This is a genomic window from Paracidovorax sp., from assembly GCF_057642795.1.
In genome coordinates this window covers 342,135-364,626 of the sequence record NZ_JBXYZY010000021.1, presented here as the reverse complement: position 1 = coordinate 364,626, position 22,492 = coordinate 342,135, and the positions used below count along the sequence as shown (strand labels likewise).

At 66.7% G+C, this 22,492-nt stretch carries 14 protein-coding genes and 2 pseudogenes; 13 read left to right on the top strand and 3 right to left on the bottom strand.

Annotation, left to right across the window (positions count from 1 at the left end):
• The first annotated feature begins 15 nt into the window (after positions 1-15).
• The 8 genes and pseudogenes from AC3A84_RS08530 to AC3A84_RS08495 form a co-directional block, all read left to right on the top strand.
• Positions 16-1,698, top strand: a complete 1,683-nt coding sequence (locus tag AC3A84_RS08530; protein WP_487969166.1) for a PepSY-associated TM helix domain-containing protein — start codon at positions 16-18, stop codon at positions 1,696-1,698.
• The gene (locus tag AC3A84_RS08525) at positions 1,691-2,029 is read left to right on the top strand and encodes a DUF3325 domain-containing protein (RefSeq protein WP_487969165.1); all 339 of its coding nucleotides are present in this window, start codon (positions 1,691-1,693) and stop codon (positions 2,027-2,029) included. The genes AC3A84_RS08530 and AC3A84_RS08525 overlap by 8 nt, the downstream gene beginning before the upstream one ends.
• A 166-nt stretch (positions 2,030-2,195) precedes the next feature.
• On the top strand, positions 2,196-5,354 hold the full coding sequence (locus AC3A84_RS08520; RefSeq protein WP_487969164.1) for a bifunctional diguanylate cyclase/phosphodiesterase: 3,159 nt from the start codon (positions 2,196-2,198) through the stop codon (positions 5,352-5,354).
• Between the two features lie 22 nt (positions 5,355-5,376).
• Positions 5,377-5,700 (top strand): YnfA family protein, encoded by a 324-nt coding sequence (locus tag AC3A84_RS08515; protein ID WP_487969163.1) that lies wholly within the window; start codon positions 5,377-5,379, stop codon positions 5,698-5,700.
• Between the two features lie 196 nt (positions 5,701-5,896).
• Positions 5,897-9,439: a chromosome segregation protein SMC gene (smc, locus tag AC3A84_RS08510; protein WP_487969162.1), complete on the top strand. Its 3,543-nt coding sequence runs from the start codon at positions 5,897-5,899 to the stop codon at positions 9,437-9,439.
• A gap of 32 nt (positions 9,440-9,471) precedes the next feature.
• Positions 9,472-10,587, top strand: a complete 1,116-nt coding sequence (locus tag AC3A84_RS08505) for a cell division protein FtsZ (protein ID WP_487969161.1) — start codon at positions 9,472-9,474, stop codon at positions 10,585-10,587.
• Positions 10,588-10,743: 156 nt separating this feature from the next.
• Complete coding sequence (gene ligA / locus AC3A84_RS08500) at positions 10,744-12,939, top strand: NAD-dependent DNA ligase LigA (protein ID WP_487969160.1); 2,196 nt, start codon at positions 10,744-10,746, stop codon at positions 12,937-12,939.
• 147 nt (positions 12,940-13,086) lie between these two features.
• Positions 13,087-13,263, top strand: a pseudogene (locus AC3A84_RS08495) (transposase); the annotation flags it as partial.
• A 146-nt stretch (positions 13,264-13,409) separates the two neighbouring features.
• Here the strand turns inward: AC3A84_RS08495 and AC3A84_RS08490 are convergent.
• The 3 genes from AC3A84_RS08490 to AC3A84_RS08480 all read right to left on the bottom strand — a co-directional run bounded on the left by AC3A84_RS08490 (position 13,410) and on the right by AC3A84_RS08480 (position 16,639).
• Entirely contained in the window at positions 13,410-13,811 is a 402-nt protein-coding gene (locus AC3A84_RS08490) for a hypothetical protein (protein WP_487969159.1), read from the bottom strand.
• Positions 13,798-14,202, bottom strand: a complete 405-nt coding sequence (locus AC3A84_RS08485) for a hypothetical protein (protein WP_487969158.1) — start codon at positions 14,200-14,202, stop codon at positions 13,798-13,800. The genes AC3A84_RS08490 and AC3A84_RS08485 overlap by 14 nt, the downstream gene beginning before the upstream one ends.
• Positions 14,203-14,326: 124 nt before the next feature.
• On the bottom strand, positions 14,327-16,639 hold the full coding sequence (locus tag AC3A84_RS08480) for a TonB-dependent siderophore receptor (RefSeq protein WP_487969157.1): 2,313 nt from the start codon (positions 16,637-16,639) through the stop codon (positions 14,327-14,329).
• Between the two features lie 166 nt (positions 16,640-16,805).
• Between AC3A84_RS08480 and AC3A84_RS08475 the strand changes: the two are divergent.
• The 5 genes and pseudogenes from AC3A84_RS08475 (at position 16,806) to AC3A84_RS08455 (ending at position 22,439) form a co-directional block, all read left to right on the top strand.
• A pseudogene (locus tag AC3A84_RS08475) lies at positions 16,806-17,429 on the top strand (transposase).
• 166 nt (positions 17,430-17,595) lie between these two features.
• Positions 17,596-18,447: an AraC family transcriptional regulator gene (locus tag AC3A84_RS08470; protein WP_487969156.1), complete on the top strand. Its 852-nt coding sequence runs from the start codon at positions 17,596-17,598 to the stop codon at positions 18,445-18,447.
• Positions 18,448-18,845: 398 nt separating this feature from the next.
• A complete protein-coding gene (locus tag AC3A84_RS08465; RefSeq protein ID WP_487969155.1) occupies positions 18,846-20,150 on the top strand; it encodes a DASH family cryptochrome in 1,305 nt (434 codons plus the stop codon).
• Positions 20,147-21,703 carry a cryptochrome/photolyase family protein gene (locus AC3A84_RS08460; RefSeq protein ID WP_487969154.1) on the top strand — a complete coding sequence of 519 codons (1,557 nt, stop codon included), beginning with the start codon at positions 20,147-20,149 and terminating at the stop codon, positions 21,701-21,703. The genes AC3A84_RS08465 and AC3A84_RS08460 overlap by 4 nt, the downstream gene beginning before the upstream one ends.
• Before the next feature lie 16 nt (positions 21,704-21,719).
• Positions 21,720-22,439 (top strand): SDR family NAD(P)-dependent oxidoreductase, encoded by a 720-nt coding sequence (locus AC3A84_RS08455; RefSeq protein WP_487969153.1) that lies wholly within the window; start codon positions 21,720-21,722, stop codon positions 22,437-22,439.
• The last annotated feature ends 53 nt before the right edge of the window (positions 22,440-22,492 follow it).

Here is a 22,492-nt window from a genome sequence, read left to right as displayed (position 1 = left end):
AAAGGAAACCTTGCGATGTTCAACAACTTCCGGGTATCCATGGCCTGGCTGCACACCTGGTTCGGCCTGGTGTTGGGCTTCGTGCTCATGGCGGTGTTCTTCTTCGGCTCGCTCTCGGTGTTCGACCGCGAGATCGACCGGTGGGCGATTCCAGCCACCCGATTTGCCCCGCAGCCCATGCCGTCGTTCGACCGCGTGCTGCTGCCCGCGTTCCAGGCCATGCGGCCCGATGCCGCGCAGATCGAACAGGCCAGGAGCCGCATCGACGGGCCCATGGCGCGAGAGTTTCCGATCGTCAAAAGCTGGGGTGCCTACACGACCCACCGCGATCCTGTGCTCAGTCTGTTTGCCAGCTATGAGCTGCCTGGGGCGAAGAACCCGAAAGACGAGGTGTGGGGCACTCGCACCATCGACCCGCGCACCGGCCAGGCCTTGCCGGACGACCAGCTCAAGATCGGCAGCCAGTTCTTCTACCCGCTGCACTACAGCCTGCACCTGAACTGGATGAGCCTAGGCACCTGGATCGTCGGCTTTGCCGCGCTGGTGATGCTGGCGGCGCTGGTGAGCGGTGTGGTCATGCACCGCAAGATCTTCCGCGAACTGTTTACCTTCCGGCCCCGCAAGAGCACCCAGCGTAGCGCGTTGGACCTGCACAACCTCACCGGGGTCGTCGCGCTGCCGTTCCACTTCATCTTCGCGTTCTCGGGGCTGGTGATCTTCGCCGGTACCTATTTCCCGGTCACGCATACGCAACTGGAGCCCTTGCATGAACTGCACGAACAGCAGGAAGCCGCTGAAACGGGCCTGCCGCACGACCGGGCGGGCGTGGCGGGGCCGCTGGCTTCGGTCGATGCGATGGTGGCCGAGGCGCAGCGGCGCTGGGCTGCGGCCGGCAAGGCGGGGGACGTGGGCTTTCTGGCGCTGCGGCATGTGGGTGACGCCAACGGCTACGTGAGCGTCTATCGTGCCGGCACCGACCGCATCGCGCTGGTGGGTGACGGCATTCATTTCAAGGCGGCGACTGGCGAGGTGCTGCGCGAAGACCCGCCGCTCACGGCGGTGGCGAGCGCGAATACGTTTCTCACCGGCCTGCACCTGCAGCATTTCCGCCACTGGCTGCTGCGCTGGTTCTACGTGCTGGGCGGCCTCTCGGGCTGCGCCTGCATCGCCACGGGCTTTCTCTTCTTCGTAGAGAAGCGCAAGCGCCAGCACGCCCAGCAGGGCCGCAGCGGCGCGCGCTGGGTGGATGCCTTCGCCGTGACGAGCGTCACGGGCATGGTGATCGCCGCGCTGGCCATGCTGGTCGCCAACCGGCTGCTGCCGACCGAGATGCCTTCGGGGTGGCCGGGCCAGGGGGCCTGCGAGCAGTACGTCTTCTGGGGTGCGTGGATGGTGGCTTGGGCACACGGCGCGTGGCGTACCGCCCCGGTCGCGCAGGCGCGGCTCGCGCCCGCCTGGCGCGAGCAGTGCTGGGCCATCGCCGTGCTGGCCGTGGCCGCCGTGCTGCTGAACTGGCTGAGCACCGGGGACCACCTGCTGCGCACCATCGCTGCGGGCTACTGGCCGGTAGCCGGGCTGGACCTGGCCTTGCTGGCCGTCGCCACCATCGCCGCGCTGGTGGCCTTGCGGCTGTGCAGGCGCGAGGCGGCGGGGCAGGGCGCCGCGCCCGGCCCTGCTGCGGGGGCTGTCCATGCGTGACGTGCTGTTGCTGACCCTGGCGCTGGGCTCGAGCAGCCTCGGCATGGGCTGGCTGGCCCTCTCGCAGGAGACGCATTGGGAGCAGGTACGCGGCCCCGGCGCGGTACCCCCGCGCCGCGTGGTGGTGATGCTGCGCTGGCTGGGCGCGGGCGCGCTGGCCGCATCGCTGGGCCTGTGCCTGGCCGTGGACCACGCATCGATGGCCTCGCTGGTGTGGGTCATGACGCTGGCCGGCGCAGCGCTGGCCGTGGCTTTTGCGCTCGCCTGGCGGGCCCGCTGGCTCAGGCCCCTGGTGGTCTGGGTCAGGCAGGGGCGCGCGATGGGGAAATGAGCGCCGCCAAGTGGGCTAAATCGTATCGGATTGCAGCTATCCTTGAGGCCCTCTTGCAGCGCTGGCTGGTGTGCTGACCGCACCCCTCCGCTCTGTGCTTTCCCTGGCCTGCGGCTTGCGCGCGGGCTGTTCCCGGCACCCCTTCAGGTGCACCAGACCCCCTGTCATGACCTTCTTCGCCCGGCAGCGTATTCAGTCACGGCTTTGGCTGCCGGGCTTGCTCGTCGCTTTATCGGGCCTGCTGACCAGTGTCGCGCTCTGGAGGCAGCAGCAAGCGTCGGTGCACGCCATATCCGAGGCCCGCATAGAGCAGGAGATCCACTCTTTTTCGGAGGCTCTCCAGCTGCGTCTTCGCTCCAACATCGATCTGCTCAATGGCATGCGTATGTGGTTCGCCATGAACCCCCAGATCGGGCAACGCGACTTTGCGCGCGCTGTGCAGGAGCTGAATCTGCAGGACAGGCACTCCGGTGTCAGCGCTCTGAGGTTCGTTCGCTACGCGCCGAAGAACGGGTCTGGTGGACTTGAGGCTGGCGCGCCTGCCGCCGCCGTTGCGGGCGGCGTTTTCAATGTGCGCCCGAATGGCCAGCGCGCCGCCGACGACGTGTTCGAATATGCATGGCCTTCAGCAGCCGCCAGCGGGGTGGGGCAAAACATGGTTTCGAGGCATGCGGATCGGGATACCTTCTTGCGCAGCCGTGCCACGGGCGCCGTGGCTGCGTCCGCTCCGATCGAAGTCGGGCCGGTGGATCGGCGCGTGATCGCCGTCGAAATGTGTGCGCCGGTTTTCGGCCGCGACCCCGGCGCGGTCTCGCCCGCAGGGGATCTGCCGGGTGATGCCCGGAGCCTCATTGGCGCCGTGGGCGCGGTCATCCAGGTGCCGGCTTTGGTGGATGCTTTGCGCAGCGAGGGCTACCTGAGCGGCATGCTCCTGGGAATCCAGGACGTCGGACTGAATGCAGGCGCGTCGCCCGCGCGGACCAGCGTCGTGCTGCCGCTCGAAGAAGGCAAGCCCGAGGCGGCCCAGCCCTACGAGCGGATGGTCCAGGTGGGCGGGCGTCATTGGCAACTCACTTTCTACCCCCAGCATGACTTTCTTTCGAGCTCCGAACGCCGGCTGCCGGGGCTGGTGGGGCTGGGCGGGGTGCTGGCCACCTGCCTGCTGGCAGGGCTGGTGGTGCTGCTGGTCCGGCGCCGCGCACAGGCGCAGAGTCAGGCCGTGGCGGCGCAGAGCGCACGTACCGACAGCGAAGAGCGCTTTCGCACCGTCTTCAATCAGGCTGCGGTGGGGGTGGCGCAGACGCGCTCCTCCACAGGTGAGTTGGTGCGAGTCAACCAGAAGTTCTGCGACATCCTGGGCTACTCCGCCGACGAGTTGCAGTCCATGCGCTTCCATGACTACACCCACCCCGACGATCTCGAGGTGGATCTCGAACTTACGCGGCGGATGGTGAGGGGCGAGTTGGCGGAGTTCCGCCTGGAAAAGCGCTACGTGCGCAAGAACGGCGAAATCGTCACCGTGGATCTGAATGTTTCTCCCATGCGCTCGCGCGGAGCGATATCGGACTTCCACATCGCAGCGGTTCAGGACATTTCTGCCCGCAAGAGAATGGAGGCTGCGCTACGCGATAGCGAGCAGCGCCTGCGCGAGATCCTCAACCGTATTCCGGTCGGTGTGTGCCTGGTGCAAGGCGACGGTGCCATCGTTTTCCGCAACGAGCGGTTCACGCAGATCTGCGGCTACGTCGAGGACGAAACGCCCGATGTGCGGACCTGGTGGGCAAAGCTCTTTCCCGATGCGGAGCACCGCGCGGTCGCGCGGCAGCGGTGGCGGTCGCAGCGCCAGGCGGGCCTGCGGGCCGGCGGTGACATTCCCGCCAGCGAATACACCATCACCTGCAAGGACGGCCAACGCCGTACGGTCGAGGGAGCTGGTGCGTTGCTGGGCGACGCGCACATGCTGACGCTGGTGGACCTGAGCCAGCACAAGGCCGACGAGGAGGAAATCCGCTACCTCGCCTACTATGACCCGCTCACCCGGCTGCCGAACCGACGCCTGCTGGTGGACCGTCTGCAGCAGGCGCTGGATGCCAGCGCCCGCCGCCAACGGTGCGGCGCCCTGCTGATGCTGGACCTGGACAACTTCAAGACGCTCAACGAAACCCGTGGGCATGACCGGGGCGACATGCTCCTGCGTGAGGTCGCCCAGCGCCTGCGCAGTTGTGTCGGCACGGAAGACACCGTGGCACGTCATGGCGGTGATGAGTTCGTCGTGGTGCTCGAAAATCTGGACGAGAACCCCCCGCAGGCTGCGGCCCGCGCAGAAGAGATCGCCAAGCGCATCCTGTTGGAGCTGCGCGAGCCCTTTGTGCTGGACGGGCAACTCCACCACAGCACGCTCAGTATTGGCTTGACCGTATTCAAGGGGCAGAGCGAGTCGGCGGACGAGCTCATCAAGCGCGGCGATCTGGCCATGTACCAGGCCAAGGCCGCCGGGCGCGACCGGATGCGGTTCTACGACCCGCACATGCAGGCCCAGGTGGCGGCCCGTGCTGCCCTGGAAGTGGATATGCGCGCCGGCCTGCGACAGGGCCAGTTCGAGCTGTTCTACCAGCCGCAGGTGGTGCAGGGCCGCATCACGGGCGCCGAGGCTCTGCTGCGCTGGCGCCATCCACAGCGCGGCTTCGTATCGCCGGGCGAATTCATTCCCCTGGCGGAGGATTGCGGCCTGATCTTGCCGCTGGGTGAATGGGTGCTGCAAGACGCCTGCGCGCGCCTGGCGCAGTGGGCGCAGCGGCCGGGCCTGAGTCATCTGAGCCTGTCGGTGAACGTGAGCCCGCGCGAGTTCCACCAGAGCGGCTTTGTCGCCCAGGTGCTGCAGGCGCTGGCCAGCACCGGCGCCGACGCGCGGCACCTGAAGCTGGAGCTGACCGAGAGCTTGCTGCTGCAGGATGTGGAGGACACCATCGACAAGATGGGGCAGCTGCGTGCCTATGGCGTGGGCTTTTCGCTCGATGATTTCGGCACAGGCTACTCGTCGCTGGCCTACCTCAAGCGCTTGCCTCTGGACGAACTCAAGATCGACCAGAGCTTCGTGCGCGATGTGCTCACCGACCCCAACGATGCCGCTATCGCCCGCACAATCGTCGCACTGGGCACCAGCCTGGGCCTGCGGGTGACGGCCGAGGGGGTCGAGACCAAGGAGCAGCGCGCCTTTCTGGAGCGGGCGCACTGCCACGCCTGGCAGGGCTATCTGCTGAGCGCGCCCATGGTGGCCGTGGCGTTCGAGGACCTGGTCCTCGCCCGCGGCGACGTTCCGATCTGATCCGCCGACCGGCTCCATCCACATGTTGACCTTCGCTCTCTACCTCGTCACCGCCCTGGCCGAGATCATCGGCTGCTACCTGCCCTGGCTGTGGCTGCGCCAGGGCCGCAGCGCCTGGCTGCTGGTGCCGGCGGCGGCCAGCCTGGCCCTTTTCGCCTGGCTGCTCACCCTGCACCCGGCGGCTGCGGGCCGTGTCTATGCGGCCTACGGCGGCGTCTATGTGGCCGTTGCGCTGGCCTGGCTCTGGGTCGTCGACGGCGTGCGTCCCGGCCCCTGGGACTGGCTGGGCGCCGCCGTCACGCTGGCGGGGATGGCCATCATCGCTTTCGCGCCCCGGGCGGGCTGACGCCGCGGCGGCCGGTCCGCATAACTATTGTTTTCATAGCGGCCTGCGCTTGGCGGATAAGCGCTGCGGCCCGTTCCGGCAGGCCAGGGGGAATGCAGGGTGCGTCACAGCGCCACGGTATCATCGGAAGTTGGCCGGCCCCGTGGCCGCCGCACGCCCCGCAACTTTCCACCCGCCATCCGCCGTCCACCGCACCGTGCGTCTCAACTCGATCAAACTCGCCGGCTTCAAGTCGTTCGCCGAGCCCACCAACTTCATGCTGCCGGGGCAGCTGGTGGGCGTGGTCGGCCCGAACGGCTGCGGCAAGTCCAACATCATGGATGCGGTGCGCTGGGTGCTGGGCGAGAGCAAGGCCAGCGAGCTGCGCGGCGAGTCGATGCAGGACGTGATCTTCAGCGGCACCACCACCCGCAAGCAGGCCAGCCGCGCGAGCGTGGAGCTGGTCTTCGACAACGCCGACCACCGTGCCGGCGGACAGTGGAACCAGTACGAAGAGATCGCCGTCAAGCGCGTGCTCACGCGCGACGGCAACAGCAGCTACTACATCAACAACCAGGCCGTGCGCCGCCGCGACGTGCAGGATGTGTTCCTGGGCACCGGCCTGGGCCCTCGCGCCTACGCCATCATCGGCCAGGGCACGATCAGCCGCATCATCGAGTCGCGCCCCGAAGAGCTGCGGCTTTTCCTGGAAGAGGCCGCTGGCGTCTCCAAATACAAGGAACGCAGGCGCGAAACCGAGAACCGCCTGGCCGGCACGGCCGAGAACCTCACGCGGGTCGAAGACATCCTGCGCGAACTCAACGCCAACCTCGAGCGCCTGGAAAAGCAGGCCGAAGTGGCCGCCAAATACAACGCGCTGCAGGCCGACGTCACGCTCAAGCAGCACCAGCTCTGGTTTCTGAAGCGCGCCGACGCCGAGGCCGAGCAGAACCGTGTGCGTACCGAAGGCCTGCAGGCCGTGAACGATCTCGAATCGCGCATGGCCGACCTGCGGGCGGTCGAGGCCGACCTGGAAACCATTCGCCAGGCGCATTACACGGCGGGCGACCTGGTGAACCAGGCGCAAGGGCGCCTCTACGAAGCCACCGCCGAGGTCGGCAAGCTCGAAGCCGAGATCCGCTACGTGGTCGAGGGCCGCCAGCGCGTGGAGACCCGGCTGGCGCAGCTGGCCGAGCAGATCGCCCAGTGGTCCGCGCGCAAGGACGACGCCGAGGCCGAAATGGAAACGCTTGCTGCCGGTGGCGTCGATGCCGAAGAGCGCGCCGAGCTGCTGGCTGCCCAGGTCGAGGAGCAGGCCATGCAGCTGCCCGACCTCGAAGACGCGCTGCGCCGCGCCCAGCAGGCCGCTGCCGACCAGCGCGGCGCCGTGGTGCAGGTGCAGCAGCAGATCGGCGTGCTGGCCGCCGAGCAGCGCAGCATCGACGAACAGAGCCGCCAGCTGGACGTGCGCGAAGAGCGCCTGCGCACCGACCGCAACGCCCTGGCCGCGCCCGACGAAGCGCGGCTGGCCCAGTTGCAGGAAGAATTCGCCGCCGCGCAGGAGGCCGCCGAAACCGCCGAGGCCCGCCACGCCGAGCTGCAGGACGCCGTGCCCCAGCTGGACGACGACCGCCGCGCGCGCCAGCAGGCCGTGAACCAGGAAAGCGCCCGGCAGGCCGAACTCTCGGCCCGGCTGGAGGCGCTCAAGGCGCTGCAGGAGAAGGTCAAGACCGATGGCAAGCTCCAGCCCTGGCTGGCCCGCCACGGGCTCGACGGCCTGCAGGGCCTCTGGAGCCGCATCCACATCGAACCCGGCTGGGAGAACGCGCTCGAAGCCGCGCTGCGCGAGCGCCTGGGTGCGCTCGAAGTCGGGCGCCTGGAGATGGTGCGCGGCTTCCTCGGCTCGGGCGCGCAGGACGCGCCGCCCGCCCGGCTGGCCTTCTACAGCCCCGCCGGTGCCGATGCCGCAGCGCCGGCTCCCGCCGCACCCGGCGCCGCGCCGCGCCTGTCGGACCTGCTGCGCGTGCAAGACGCCGCCCTGCGTGCCGTGCTGGTGGACTGGCTGCACGGCTGCGGCACCGCGCCCACGCTCGAAGACGCGCTCGCCCGCCGTGCCCAGTCGCCCCTGGCGCCCGGCGAGGTGATCTACGTGCCCAGCGGCCATGCCGTGAGCGCGCACGGCGTCAGCTTCTATGCGCCCGATTCCGAACAGTCCGGCCTGCTGGCCCGGGCGCAGGAGATCGAATACCTCGAAAAGGAAGTGCGCGCCCAGCAGCTGATCGCCGGAGAATCCCGCGCCGCCCTGGTGCGCGCCGAGGCCGCCTATGCCGACGCCGCGCAGCGCTTGGTCGCCGCTCGGCGGGAAGCCGCCGATACCCAGACCCGCGCCCACACGCTGCAGGTCGAGACCCTGCGCCTCTCGCAGCTGGCCGAGCAGACCCGGGCGCGCAGCGAGCAGATCGGCGCCGACCTGGCCGAGGTCGAGGCGCAGCTGGCCGACCTGCAGGAGCGCCGCGTCACGGCAGAGGCCCGCTTCGAGGAGCTGGACATGCAGCTCGCCGACAGCCAGGAGCGCCACGCCCAGCTGGACGAGCGCGTGATCGAGGCCGAACGCAAGCTGGCCGAATGCCGCGAACAGCAGCGCACGCTGGAGCGCCAGGCGCAGGAGGCCACCTTCTCGCAGCGCAGCCTGGAGGCGCGCCGCGCCGAGCTGGCCCGCACCATCGACACCGCCCGCCAACAGGCCGCCGCCCTGGCCGATGAAGACCAGCGCGCCCGCGACGAGATGGGGCGCCTGTCGGCCGCCGCCGCGCAAGGCGGGCTGCAGCAGGCGCTGGAACTGAAGATGGAGCGCGAAAAGGCCCTGGCCACGCAGCGCAGCGAATACGACGAACTCACCGCGCGCCTGCGCGCCAGCGACGAACGCCGGCTGCAGCTCGAACGCGCGCTCGATCCGCTGCGCCAGCGCATCACCGACTTCCAGCTCAAGGAGCAGGCTGCGCGCCTGGGCCTGGAGCAATACACCACGCTGCTGGCCGACGCGCAGGCCGATCTGGCCGCCGTGGCCCAGTCCATCGCCGAAGGCAACGTGCGCGCCACCGGTCTGCAGGGCGAGATCGACCGGCTGCACCGCGAGATCGCGGCGCTGGGCGCGGTGAACCTCGCTGCGCTCGACGAGCTGAATCTGGCCCGCGAGCGCAAGACCTTCCTCGACGCACAGATGGCCGACCTGACCGAGGCCATGCAGACGCTGGAAGATGCGATCCGCAAGATCGACGGCGAGACGCGCCAGCTGCTCTCGGGCACCTTCGACACCGTGAACGGGCACTTCGGCCGCATGTTCCCCGAACTCTTCGGTGGCGGGCAGGCGCGGCTCATCATCACGGGCGACGAAATTCTCGATTCCGGCGTGCAGGTCATGGCCCAGCCGCCGGGCAAGAAGAACCAGACCATCCACCTGCTCTCGGGCGGCGAGAAGGCGCTGACCGCCATCGCGCTGGTTTTCGCCATCTTCCAGCTCAACCCGGCGCCGTTCTGTCTGCTGGACGAAGTCGATGCGCCGCTGGACGACGCCAACACCGAGCGCTATGCCAAGCTGGTGGCCAGCATGGCCACGGGCACGCAGTTTCTCTTCATCAGCCATAACAAGATCGCCATGGAAATGGCCGAGCAACTCATCGGCGTGACCATGCAGGAGCAGGGCGTCTCGCGCATCGTGGCGGTGGACATGGAGTCCGCCCTGTCCATGGCCGACTCCTGATTTTTCCGTATTCCGAAGACCGTCCTTTCACCATGAGCAACTTCCAACTCGGTCTCATCATCGCGGGCGGCGTCGTGCTGGCAGCCATCGTGGCCTACAACGCCTGGATGGCCCAGCGCAACGCACCCAAGCGTCCGGCCCGCGCGCCCTCCGAAGCCGACGGCGCCGCCGAACCCGCGCTGCGCCAGGACCCCGCCTTCGACGGCCTGGGCGCTGCCGTGCCCGGCGGCCAGCCGCTGGCCGCCGGCACCGACCCCTCGCTGGACGGCCACACCGTGACGCTGGACGACGCGTTGCGCATGCCCGTGCCGCCGCCCGAGCGCCGCGGCGGGCTGGACCCGCTGATCGACGCCATCGCCCCCATGGTGGCCGAGCAGGTCGTCTCGGGCGATGCGGCGCTCGCCGCGCTGCCGCCCACCCGCCGCGCGGGCAGCAAGGCCTTTGCCATCGAAGGCTTCAACGATGTCTCCCAGCAGTGGGAAATGCCCACGGCCGGCCAGCGCTACACGCACTTCCAGGCCGGCGTGCAGCTGGCCAACCGGCTGGGCGCGCTCAACGAGATCGAGTTCTCCGAATTCGTGGTCAAGGCCCAGGGCTTCGCCGACGCGGTGAACGCGGCGGCGGATTTCCCCGACATGCTGCATGAGGTGGCCCGCGCTCGCGAGCTGGACCAGTTCGCCAGCGACCACGACGCGCAGCTGACCTTCTCGCTGCGCGCGCGCCTGGCCGCCTGGAGCCCCGGCTATGTGCAGCAGAACGCCACGCGCGAGGGTTTCGTGCCCGGCGCCATTCCCGGCCGGCTGGTGCTGCCCGCCACCACGGGTCCGGGCCTGCCGCCCGCGCTGACCCTGACTTACGACACCCAGGCCGCCCTGTCTGACGATCCCGAGCAGTCCGCCATCCGCGAGATCATCCTGAGCCTGGACGTGGCGCAGGTCCACCGCGCCGAGCAGCCCTTCCAGCGCCTGCGCGACGTGGCCGCGGCGCTCTGCCAGGCCATGGACGGTGTGCTCTGCGATCAGAACGGCACGCTGCTGCCGGCCATGACCATGGACCCGATTGCGGCCGACCTCGAACTGCTCTACGACAAGCTCGACAGCCGCGAGCTGTCAGCCGGCTCCGCGCTGGCGCGGCGCCTGTTCAGCTGATACCCATGGGCGCCGCCCCAACAACGCGGCCGACGGCGCCCTCACTGACCCCCTGGAAGCCGGGCTCGCGCTAGAGTCTGCCCGGCGCCCATGCCTCGGCGCCGAGCCCATGGCCCACCGGCCCGGGTGGCCCACCCACGACAGATTGCGACGGCCATGGCCGAAACCCAAGACCTTTTTTCCGATCCAGCGCCCGCCCCATCGCGGCAGGCTGCTATTGAAATCGAAGCGCTGCGCGCCCGGCTGAACCTCTGGGCGCACCAGTACTACGTGATGGACGCGCCCAGCGTGCCCGATGCGGAATACGACCGCGCCTTCCAGGCCCTGCAGGCGCTGGAGGCGGCCCACCCGGATCTGGTCACACCCGATTCGCCCACGCAGCGCGTGATCGGTGCGGTGATGGAGGGCCTTGCGCCCGTGCGCCACCAGGTGCCCATGCTCAGCATTCGCACCGAGACCGACACCGAGGCCAGCGGCGCCGAGACCTTCGACGCCCGCGTGCGCCGCGAGCTGAAGCTGGCGCCCGATGCGCCGCCCGTCGAATACGTGGCCGAGCCCAAGTTCGACGGCCTCGCCATGAGCCTGCGCTACGAGAACGGCCGGCTGGTGCAGGCCGCCACGCGCGGCGACGGCGAGGTGGGCGAGGACGTGACCCACAACATCCGCACCATCCGCCAGATTCCGCTGACGCTGCCCACGGGCGGCGAGAGCGGCGTGCCGCCGGTGCTGGAAGTGCGCGGCGAGGTCTATATGCGCCGTGCCGATTTCGACCGGCTCAACGAACGCCAGCGCGAGGCGGGCGGCAAGACCTTCGTCAACCCGCGCAACGCGGCGGCCGGTGCGGTGCGCCAGCTCGATTCGGGCATCGCCGCGCAGCGGCCGCTGAGCTTCTTCGCCTACGGCCTGGGCGAGATCACCCCGGTGGCCGAGGGCGGGCCGGACTTCGCCACCCACTACGCCATGCTCCAGCAGCTCAAAGCCTGGGGTTTTCCCGTTGCAGCCCAGGTACGGACTGCGCAGGGCGCTACGGAATTGGTAGCGTTCCACCAGGAGGTAGGCGCGAGCCGCGACCAGCTGCCCTACGACATCGACGGCGTGGTGTACAAGGTCAACAGCCTGGCGCTGCAGCGGCAGCTGGGCTTCGTCACCCGCGAGCCGCGCTGGGCCGTGGCGCACAAGTACCCGGCGCAGGAAATGGTCACGCGCGTGGAAGGCATCGACGTGCAGGTCGGCCGCACCGGCAAGCTCACGCCCGTGGCGCGGCTGGCGCCGGTCTTCGTGGGCGGCGTCACCGTCACCAACGCCACGCTGCACAACTTGTTCGAGATCCGCAAGAAGGGCGTGCGGGTGGGTGATCAGGTCATCGTGCGCCGCGCGGGCGATGTGATTCCCGAAGTGGTGGGCACCGTGCCCGCCGCCCTGGCGCCGGTGGCCGGCGCGCTGCAGGGCTCGGATGCGCTGGCGGATGCCGCAGCAGCCGATGCCGCCGATGCGGCCCGCCATGTGCCGCGTAGCCCGTATGTTCCCAACTTCCGCATGCCGCGACACTGCCCCATCTGCGGCAGCGCCGTGGTGCGCGAAAAGGGCGAGGCCAACCACCGCTGCACCGGAGGGCTCTTCTGCCCCGCGCAGCGCAAGGAAGCCATCCTGCACTTCGCGGCGCGGCGCGCCATGGACGTCGAGGGCCTGGGCGAGAAGCTGGTGGACCAGCTGGTGGACGGCAACGTCATCCGCACGCTGCCCGACCTGTACCGCCTGGGCCTGACCGCCCTGGCGGCGCTGGACCGCATGGCCGAGAAGTCGGCGCAGAACGTGATCGCCGCGCTGGAAAAGTCCAAGCAGACCACCCTGCCGCGCTTTCTCTTCGGGCTGGGCATCCGCCATGTGGGCGAGGCCACGGCCAAGGATCTGGCGCGCCACTTCGGCGGCCTGGATGCCATCATGGCCGCGAGCGTGGAGCAACTGCTGGAGGTGAACGACGTCGGCCCCATCGTGGCCGAGGCCATCCACACCTTCTTCGCCCAGCCGCACAACCGCGAAGTCGTCGAGCAGCTGCGCGCCTGCGGCGTGACCTGGCAGGAAGGGCCGCCCGCCGAGCGCGCCACGCTGCCGCTGGCGGGGCTGACGGTGGTCATCACCGGCACGCTGCCGACCCTGAGCCGCGATGAGGCCAAGGACCTGCTGGAGGCGGCCGGCGCCAAAGTGGCGGGCTCGGTCAGCAAGAAGACCCACTACGTGGTGGCCGGCGCCGAGGCCGGCAGCAAGCTCACCAAGGCGCAGGACCTGGGCGTGCCGGTGCTCGACGAAGACGGCCTGCGGGCCTTGCTGCGGGACGGGCCGGCAGGCGATTGAGGCGACTAGATGGGGCTGGGGCGTTATGGCTATCCATGGACTTCCCCTCATCAGCCATCTGGCTTACTTGTTTATCCTCTGTGACCTGCTATCTGCGATCCGTACCAAGGCAATAGAGAGCAATCCGCGCAACACAAAGGAAGCGCGATATGCAAGAGCAGGTACACGGACGAACAGATCATCGGGTTCATCAAGCAGGCAGACGCCGGCATGAACGTAGCGGACCTGTGCCGCCGAGAAGGCTTCAGTTCGGCCACGTTCTACAAGTGGCGAGCCAAGTTCGGCGGCATGGAAGCCAGTGATGCCAAGCGGCTGCGCGAACTGGTTTGCAGCCCTGCATCCACAGACAACCCGCGGCACCGTTCCGACGCCGCAACACCCCCAGGAGTAATTACCGTCAATCCAGCGGATTCCTCAAATTGTGTTGCAAGGGTTATGGGGGCAGGTCAGTTGGCCGCCGGCGCGGGCCATCAGTGGGATGACGTTCCTTCCTTCAGGAGCAGTTCTCTAGCCATCTTCGTGGCCTCCTCGCGTGAGGCAGCAAGGAGTAGAGGGTAGCCCCAAAACTTGGCAAAAAGGACTGCGAATGTCTTGTAAGCTATGCGTTTGGTTTGGTTGGATTCGATCTGGATCATTGCCAGGACCAGCGTCCGCAGTTCAGCTTTGTGCCTTTTCATCCAGAGCGAGACGCGTTTCTTCTCTTCCGGCGAATGCTCGTGGTCTTCTGCAGGTGGGGTATCGCTCAGGATGACAAAGGGCTCCCCGCGCTGCAAATTAGCCTCAAACTCGTCGAAGTCCTTTTGGTGATCATGTCCAGGGTCTTGCGTAATATTCATCCAGACCAAGGGGAAGTCAGAACTATCCATCGACATGGTGGTTTCCTTTTATTTTGATGCGACGCCAAGTGATCGCAATAGCGAAAGCGCCGGGCAATGTGATGAAGAAAGCAGCCGAGAAGGCAATGTGCCAACCATCGCGCAGCCCATCGGCGACTCCGCCAAGGGTATTCAGGACCACAAGTAGGCTACCGAAGACCAGCACAATCCACTGACTCCTACGGGTTCCGGTCAGAGCTAGAAGTGCGGTGACGATCCAACAACCATAGAATGCGGAGAACATCCATAGCAGTCCAGGCTCAAACGTGATCGCAGGTGTTTCTCCTTTTGCTCTCACAACGTCGTTGACGTAAAAGAACAACTGGAAGGTGACGAAAAATACTGCGCCAACGGCTGTAGTCAACCAGGACAGGGCGACCTTGTTCAATGCGTTCGTGGGTAGGTCTTGCACCGTGTGCAGCGAGGGCTGAAGAGGCATAATATCTTTCCAAATAATCAATGGTCATACGACCTGGGATTTATAACTGTTGAAGCGCTACCCTGGGTGGAAATCAATACTTGTAGTTCAGCGTCACCATCACATTGCGCGGCGCGCCATAGCCTACGGTGTCGAAGTCGCCCTTCTGTAATGCGTACTTCTTGTCGAAAACGTTGTTGATATTGACGGCTACGTCGGTCTGCTTCGTGACGGAGTAACGCCCCATCAGCGATACCAACGCATAAGAACTCTGTTCCCCGCCCAATAAGCTCGTGCCAGTGTTAGGCGCTTTGTAGAAGCGGCTTTGCCATTTGACGCCTCCGCCTAGCGTCAATTTGCCCCAATCCCCGGGCAACTGGTAAGTGGTGAAAATCTGGGCGGTAGTACGTGGCAGCTGCGAATTCAACCGGACTCCATTGCCATCTTGCGCCGTGAAATGTGCCATGCCCGCGTAAATGTTCCAGCCACGCGCGAGTTCGCCCTGCAAGTCCAGCTCAACCCCGCGCGATTTCGTTCCATCCGTGCCCTGGTACGCTTGGGCGCCGCTTGGCGTATAACTCCCCGCAATCATCTGTGCCGCGTTATCCAGCTTGGTATCGAACAAGGCAACGGATGCATTAAGACGCCCGTCCATATAAGCGCCTTTGAGGCCCATTTCCGTGGTTTTCCCCTTCGATGGCGTGAGCGCGTTACCGCTGCTGTCGCGATAGTCGGTTTGCGGATTGAATATTTCCGTGTAGCTCGCGTAGGCTGAATAGGTGCTATTTATTTCGTAAATCAAGCCAGCATATGGGGTGAACTCATTGCTCTTCTTGTAATGCAACGACGAGCCCCCGGCGGCGTCGTCGATTTCGTAACTGCTGAAGCGGCCGCCGACGATGAGCTTCAGAGGGTCGGCCAGCGAGAACCGGGCTGCGCCGTACACTCCGGCCTGCTTGATTCGTGTGCGCGTCGGAATATGCGCCATGGCATCGAAGCCAGGGCGGGGAAAGGCAGGGCTCAGCTCATAGACATTGACTGGCATCAAGCCTGCATAGAACGGCGCGATGTCATTCTGGTTAGCCGTACGACGCGAACTCGTCGCTCCCACCACTAGATCATGCTGGCGGCCGAGCAGTTCAAAGGGGCCGCTCGCCATCACGTCGAAGGTGTTTTGACGGCTGTGGCCTTCAGAAGCGAGCGCTACCGGATAAGCCCCAGAGGGAAAGACGCCCACGCCTGTGGCGCGGTCGGGGCGGCCCATTAGGCCGAGCAACTCGGCATCGAAATCGGTGCGGTACTGGTGAGCGACGGCCCGGATTTTCCACCGATTGCCAAAGCGATGTTCGATCTCGGCAAACGCCGTTTTAAGGGTGTTATTCCAACGGCTCCAGTCCTGCGCGTAGTTCTTGGAACGTGAATACTCCGCTTGAGTGCCGTCGCTGAACCAAAGTGGCAATCCTCCCCACGTGGAGCCTTTGGGGGTGATGTCTTGATACTCATAGCCAAGGCTCACCGTCGTGTCTGGTGTCAGATCCGCCTCAATGATGCCGTAGAACGACTTTCTCTCCGGTTTGTAGCCGTCGAGGTACGAGTGCCCATCTTGGTACGTCCCTACGAGGCGCGCGCGGATGCGACCGTCCTCAGTCAGCGGGGTCGAGATATCGCCCATGCCCCGATAGGTGTCCCAACTCCCAGCGCCAAGCGAGGCGGCCGCAGAGAAGTCACGGGTGGGTCGCTTGCGCACCAGGTTGATGGCAGCCGAAGGATTACCGGTCCCCGTCAGCAATCCAGAAGCGCCGCGCACGACCTCGACACGATCGTAGAACGCGGTGTCGAGGGATCCGATTCCGCTTCCATTCACGATGTCGCCGACCACCGTGGGGATGCCGTCGTATTGAATGTTGTTGATCAGGAATCCACGCGAATAGAAACTCGTTCGCTCGCTATCGGATTGGTACGACGCCACACCCGCGGTGTTGTCCAGCACATCCTGAACGGAATTCAGCTGCTGATCATTCATGCGCTGGCGCGTAATCACTGTGACCGACTTCGGTGTTTCCCGCAGCGACAGGGGCAGGCGAGTAGCTGCTGCCGTCTCACCCGTGGTGTAGGAGCCAGTACCTTCGGTGGTAGACGTATCCATGTGGCCGGTTACGGTAATCTCCGGCAGAGCCATCTTCTCTTGAGATGCCCCAACTGACTTCGCTTTGATCGGCGCTGGCTCCGCCGCGAAGGCGCCCTGCGCGCTAATAAAAGCCACTGCCGCGACTGCAGAGCCAAGCACGGTACGGGGAGCGCTCTTGACATTGCCCTTGCACTGCCCGTCTCGACCAGGATGCGCCGAAACCTTGCTGCGCATGTATGGTGACAAACTGGGCTTCTCAGTAGATGTGAAGACAGGCATTAACAATACTCATTTGCATTTGGATGCTGTATTTAACAATGAAGATAAATGGGAGTCATCGTGAAACCCGGCCAGACTGTTATTCAGTTAGGCCAAGCTCGGGACGGTCTGCACGAATCCCATCGTGATGTGCTTGGCTTACGCCTGAAGCCCAGACAATACGGCCATGAAGCAAAGCAGCCTGGGCCTGAGCAACACCGTCAAGCGCACGCGCAAGCGCGAACTCCTCGATGCAATGGAACGGGTGGTGCCCTGGGCTGAACTGGTCTCGCTGAGCGAGCTCTATGCGCCCGAGAGCGGCTGCCGAGGCCAGCAGCCCTTTGCAGCGCAAACCCTGCTGCGCAGTCACTTCATGCAGCAATGGTTCAAGGTCAGCGACCCAGCGATGGAAGAAGCGCTGCTAGCTCAGGGGCTGCAGCTCAAGGTAGGCACCGTCGTGGATGACACGCTGATCAGCGCCCAACTCGACCAAGAGCCGAAGCGACGAGCGCGATCCGGAGATGCACCAGAGCAAGAAGGGCAACCAGTGGTACTTTGGAATGAAGGCCCACATAGGCGTGGACGCAGACTCCGGACTGGTGCATACGGTGCGGGGCACGGCAGGCAACGTCTCGGATATCGTGGAGGCCCACGGTTTGCTGCACGGGCAAGAGTTCGGGCATGTGAAGGTGCGCTACCGGGGCCTGAAGAAGAACACGCTGCAGATCGTCCGTTGTTCGTGCTGGGCAACCTGTGGATGGCCCGGCACAAGCTGCTGGCGATGGCACAGACGCGCCCGCAGAGGGCATGAGGCCTGCCAATGGGGCGCTGCAGTGCCCCAAACTCGCACGATCAAACATGCGCCGGGCGTTGCAAGCTGACGGCATTTCCTCCAGCGGCTTCAGGTGGACTCAAGCATGGGGCCAACGATTCGTGCAGAGCATCCCTAATCGTCCACTCTAAGCTCACGACACACTATGGCGAGCGTTGAAATTACTGGTCTGACAGTGCCAAGGGACGTCGATAGCGTCTCGCGGCCCGTGGTGGCCTTGGGGGCGACCTCGGTAACAAAGGACTGGGAAAATGCGAAACACCAGCACCGAAAGGCTCAGTTGATCTTTTCCGTACGCGGCATCCTCAACTGCGAAATTGAAGACGGCGTCTGGATCGTGCCGCCGCAGTGCGCGATATGGATACCGGGTGACTTGCCGCATGCAGCACGAGGGGCTGGTGAAACTGAGTGCTATTGCCTGTTCGTGGAGCCAGACGCCGCCCCCGATCTTCCTAAAACCTGCTGCACAATTTCGGTATCACCATTGCTTCGCGAGTTGCTACTGAGGGCGGCCGGTTTTCCCGAGTTATACCCACTCGGCGGACGGGAAGACCGACTGATTGCCGCTCTAATCGATGAGTTGGTGGTAGCACCTGTAGAAGACCTACACCTGCCCATGCCACGCGACGCCCGACTGCGTCGCCTCGCGGAAATGATGCTGGCCGATCCGACAGACAAGACTTCGAAGGCCGATTGGGCTATTCGCATTGGCATGAGTGAGCGCAGCATGAGCCGTCTTCTGCTGCACGAAATCGGAATGAGCTTTGGACGCTGGCGCCGTCAACTGCATGTGATCCTCGCCCTTCAACGTTTGACGAAGGGCGACAGTGTGCAGACGGTGGCACTTGAACTTGGATACGAGAATGCCAGCGGCTTCGTGACCATGTTCCGCAAGGCGGTGGGCAAGCCTCCGGCGCGGTACCTGTCGGACCGCATGACCGGGGCGGAGTCGACTCCCGTACCCGCGATCATGCTCCCTAATGAAGCCTCGCCATGATCGGGGCCGCGTGCATCGGCAGCGGCTCGCCGGATTTCGTCCAGCACCTCCGCTCCGTCTTTGCGGAGGTGCCGACAGTTCGCGCATTTCGTCGTGATGCTGAAGACGGGCTCCGCTTCCAGCGCGAAGCCCTTCTTGCAGGCCAGCGATGCAGTCAACGCAACCGGCAACAGCCCAATTCATGCAGGGACGCGCCGAACTGGCGAACGCGGCGGCGTTAGCAGCGCCACCGGCTGACAGGCCCGGGCGGCGCCATCCGTCCCCACGGGGTGAACCAGGGCCTGTTCCGGCGCGTAGGAAGAAGCCATGGCGCGGCGCTTGCCGTCCGCGCTGCGACCGATTCCGACCTCTGCCCGCATGCCTCCTCTTCCCGCCACATCCCACCTGCAGGCCGCCGCATGAGCAGCGCCGCCGTGCTGTTCCGGTTCCGCAGCGACCTGCGCCTGCACGATCAGCCCGCGCTACAGGCGGCGCTGGGCATGGGCTGCCGGCGCCTGCTGCCCGTGTTCTGCATGCCCGAAGTTGCCGAGGCCACGCCCGGGGGCCTCGAGCGGGTGGGGCCGCACCGCCGCGCTTTCCTGGCCGATACGCTGCGCGATTTGGGCGGCCGGCTGGCCGGGCTGGGCAATCCTCTGCGCGTCTGCCGGGCGCCTGCGGCCCAGGCCTTGCCGGCCCTGACGCGTGCGGCGGGGGCCGATACCGTGGTCTGCGAAGAGATCGCGGCGCCGCAACAGGAAGTGCAGGTGGCCGCATTGCGCTCCGCCGGCCTGGGCGTGCAGGCCGTCTGGCAAGGCCGCCTGCTGCATCCCGCCGATCTGCCCTGGCCCACGGCCGGGCTGTCCCAGGTGTTCATCACCTTCGGGCAGGCGGTGGAGCGTGCGAGCATCGCCCCGGCCTATCCGCTGCCCGCGCCCGACGTGCCTCCGGTGGCGCTGCAGGCTGCGGGGGCCGCGGCGGGGCTGGGCGGCTGGCTGAACGAGGCGGCGGGACGGGGCGGGCAGGACCCTCGCTCGTCCTTTCGCTACGGCAATGCGGCCTGCCGGGGCGGCGAGACGGCAGCCCTGTCCCATTGGGCGCAATACCTGGAGCGCCGGCTGCCGCACAGCTACAAGGCCACGCGCAATGGCCTTGCCTGGGTGGATCGTTCGTCCAAGCTCTCGCCCTGGCTGGCGGCGGGCGCGATCTCCCCCCGGCGGGCGATGGCGGACCTGAAGGCCTTCGAGCGGGAGCACCGCGCCAACAACGGTCGCTACTGGCTCTGGTTCGAGCTGCAGGGGCGCGATTACTTCCGGCTGATGCACCTGCAGCACGGCGAGCAGCTCCACCGGGCCCGGGGCCTGTCGACGGCACCGCTGGCCCCGCACGATGCCCAAGGCTTCGAGCGCTGGCGCCATGGCTGCACGGGCGAGCGGCAGGTCGATGCCTCGATGCGCGAGTTGGCCGCCACCGGCTACCTGAGCAACCGGCTGCGCCAGGTGGCGGCCAGCTACCTCATCCATGACCTGGAGGGCGACTGGCGCGCGGGCGCGGCATGGTTCGAATCGCAACTGGTGGACCACGACGTGTACCGCAACCAGGGCAACTGGCTCTACATCGCCGGGCGCGGCACCGACCCGCGCGGCGGCCGGCGCTTCGACCCCGCCCAGCAGGCGCGCGTGCATGACCCTGACGGCCGCTACCGCCGCCTGTGGGGAACGGCATGAGCGGCGCAGCCAAGCCGCGCGCGGCTCACACCCTGCGCCTGCTGCTGGGGGACCAGCTCAACCCCGCGCACTCGTGGTTCGACGCGCAGGATGGCGGCGTGGTCCATGTGCTGATGGAGGTGCGGCAGGAAACCGACTACGTGCTGCACCACGCGCAGAAGATCCTCGCGATCTTCGCCGCCATGCGCGACCTGGCGCGGCAGCTCAAGGCCGCCGGCCACCGCGTGCGCTACATCGCCATCGATGACGCGAGCAACCGCCAGTCCCTCACCGCCAACCTAGCGGCTCTCATGGGCCACTACGGCGCGGCCACGCTGCAATATCAGCAGCCGGACGAATGGCGGCTGGACGAACAGCTGCGCACCTGGGGCGCGCAGCAGCCCTTTGCCGTCCAGATGGTGGACAGCGAACACTTCTACACCACCCGCACCGAGGTGGCCGAGGTGTTTCAGGGCCGCAAGCAGTGGCTGATGGAGCATTTCTACCGCCGCATACGCCAGCGCCATGGAGTGCTGATCGACGCGGCCGGCGAGCCCGAAGGCGGCCAGTGGAACTACGACCACGACGACCGCAAGCCCTGGCCCGGCACGCCGGCACTGCCGCCCGATGCCCGGCTCACCCACGACCACAGCGCGCTATGGGCCACGATCGAGGCGGCGGGTGTCAAGAGCTTCGGCAACCCTCAGACCGGCCAGCTGCGCTGGCCCCTGAACCGGGCCGAGGCGCTGGCCTGGCTCAACCATTTCATCGCTACCACGCTGCCGCACTTCGGTGCCTACGAAGACGCCATGAGCAGCCGCAGCGAACGGCTCTTCCATTCGCTGCTGTCGTTCGCGCTCAATACCAAGATGCTGCGCCCGCAGGAGGTGGTGCTGCACGCCCAGGCGGCCTGGCATGCCGGCCGGGCGCCGCTGCCGGCGGTGGAAGGCTTCATCCGCCAGATCCTGGGCTGGCGCGAATACGTGCGCGGCATCTACTGGGCCCACATGCCCGGCTACGACGAGCGCAATGCCCTGGGCCACAGCGCACCGCTGCCCGCATGGTTCTGGACCGGCGAAACCCGCATGCGCTGCCTGCGGCATGCCGTGGGCCAGTCGCTGGAGCAGGCCCATGCCCACCACATCCAGCGGCTGATGGTCATCGGCAATTTCGCGCTGTTGGCCGGGCTGGACCCGGCCGCCGTGCACCGCTGGTACCTGGGCGTCTATATCGACGCCTTCGAGTGGGTGGAGCTGCCCAACACCGTGGGCATGAGCCAGTTCGCCGACGGCGGCGTGCTGGCCACCAAGCCCTATGTGGGCAGCGCCGCCTACATCGACCGCATGAGCGACTACTGCGCCGGCTGCCACTACGACAGGAAGCTCAAGGTGGGCGAGCGCGCCTGCCCCTACAACGCGCTCTATTGGGACTTCTTCGCCCGTCATGAAGACACCCTGGGCCGCAACCACCGGCTGGGCATGGTCTATCGCCAGCTGCAGAAGATGCCGGCGCCCCAGCGGGAGGCGCTACGCGAGCGGGCAGCCGACGTGCGCGCCCGGCTGGACGAACTCTGAACGAACGGAACCTCACATGGCCGCATCACCACCCCGCCTGCAGTCACTCCCCCAGGGCTACCGCGCCCTGGTCATCGGCGCCACGGGCGCCATCGGCGGCGCGATGCTGGCCCATCTGCAGGCCGACCCGCGCTGCGCCCTGGCCGTGGGCCTGGGCCGCCGCACCGATCCCGCCCTGGACCTGGACGACGAAGGCTCCATCGCGCGGGCAGCGCAGCAGCTGGCGGGGCAGGGGCCCTGGCACTGCATCCTCCACGCGGCCGGGGTGCTGCACGGCCCGCACGGCATGCCCGAAAAGCGCCTGGACCAGCTCCACTACGCTCAGCTGGAGGCCACCTTCCGCGCCAATACCTTCGGCCCGGCCCTGGTGCTGGCGCATTTCGCGCCGCTGCTGCCGCGCAAGGAGCGCGGCCTCATGGCCGTGCTGTCGGCCAAGGTCGGCAGCATCGGCGACAACCGGCTGGGTGGCTGGTACAGCTACCGGGCATCCAAGGCGGCGCTGAACATGCTGCTGAAGACGGCTGCCATCGAGGTGGCCCGCACCCACCCGCAGGCGGTGCTGGCCGCGCTGCACCCGGGCACGGTGGATTCGGCCCTGTCCCGGCCCTTCGGCGGCGAGCGCATCGGCCGCCCGGCCCCCGATGCGGCGGCCGACCTGCTGAGCGTGCTCGACGGCCTGCCGGCAGAGGACTCGGGCAGCTTCCATTCGTACCGGGGCGAGCGGCTGCCCTGGTGATCTGCCGCAGGGGCCGGGGTGTGGCTCTGTGGTCGGCTAACGCCGGCTTAAGG

Bases quoted from the DNA above. Each gene is read 5' to 3' on its own strand.
- AC3A84_RS08530 (WP_487969166.1), top strand. From the start codon at position 16: ATGTTCAACAACTTCCGGGTATCCATGGCCTGGCTGCACACCTGGTTC.
- AC3A84_RS08525 (WP_487969165.1), top strand. From the start codon at position 1,691: ATGCGTGACGTGCTGTTGCTGACCCTGGCGCTGGGCTCGAGCAGCCTC.
- AC3A84_RS08520 (WP_487969164.1), top strand. From the start codon at position 2,196: ATGACCTTCTTCGCCCGGCAGCGTATTCAGTCACGGCTTTGGCTGCCG.
- AC3A84_RS08515 (WP_487969163.1), top strand. From the start codon at position 5,377: ATGTTGACCTTCGCTCTCTACCTCGTCACCGCCCTGGCCGAGATCATC.
- AC3A84_RS08505 (WP_487969161.1), top strand. From the start codon at position 9,472: ATGAGCAACTTCCAACTCGGTCTCATCATCGCGGGCGGCGTCGTGCTG.
- ligA (WP_487969160.1), top strand. From the start codon at position 10,744: ATGGCCGAAACCCAAGACCTTTTTTCCGATCCAGCGCCCGCCCCATCG.
- AC3A84_RS08490 (WP_487969159.1), bottom strand. From the start codon at position 13,811: ATGTCGATGGATAGTTCTGACTTCCCCTTGGTCTGGATGAATATTACG.
- AC3A84_RS08480 (WP_487969157.1), bottom strand. From the start codon at position 16,639: ATGCCTGTCTTCACATCTACTGAGAAGCCCAGTTTGTCACCATACATG.
- AC3A84_RS08470 (WP_487969156.1), top strand. From the start codon at position 17,596: ATGGCGAGCGTTGAAATTACTGGTCTGACAGTGCCAAGGGACGTCGAT.
- AC3A84_RS08465 (WP_487969155.1), top strand. From the start codon at position 18,846: ATGAGCAGCGCCGCCGTGCTGTTCCGGTTCCGCAGCGACCTGCGCCTG.
- AC3A84_RS08460 (WP_487969154.1), top strand. From the start codon at position 20,147: ATGAGCGGCGCAGCCAAGCCGCGCGCGGCTCACACCCTGCGCCTGCTG.
- AC3A84_RS08455 (WP_487969153.1), top strand. From the start codon at position 21,720: ATGGCCGCATCACCACCCCGCCTGCAGTCACTCCCCCAGGGCTACCGC.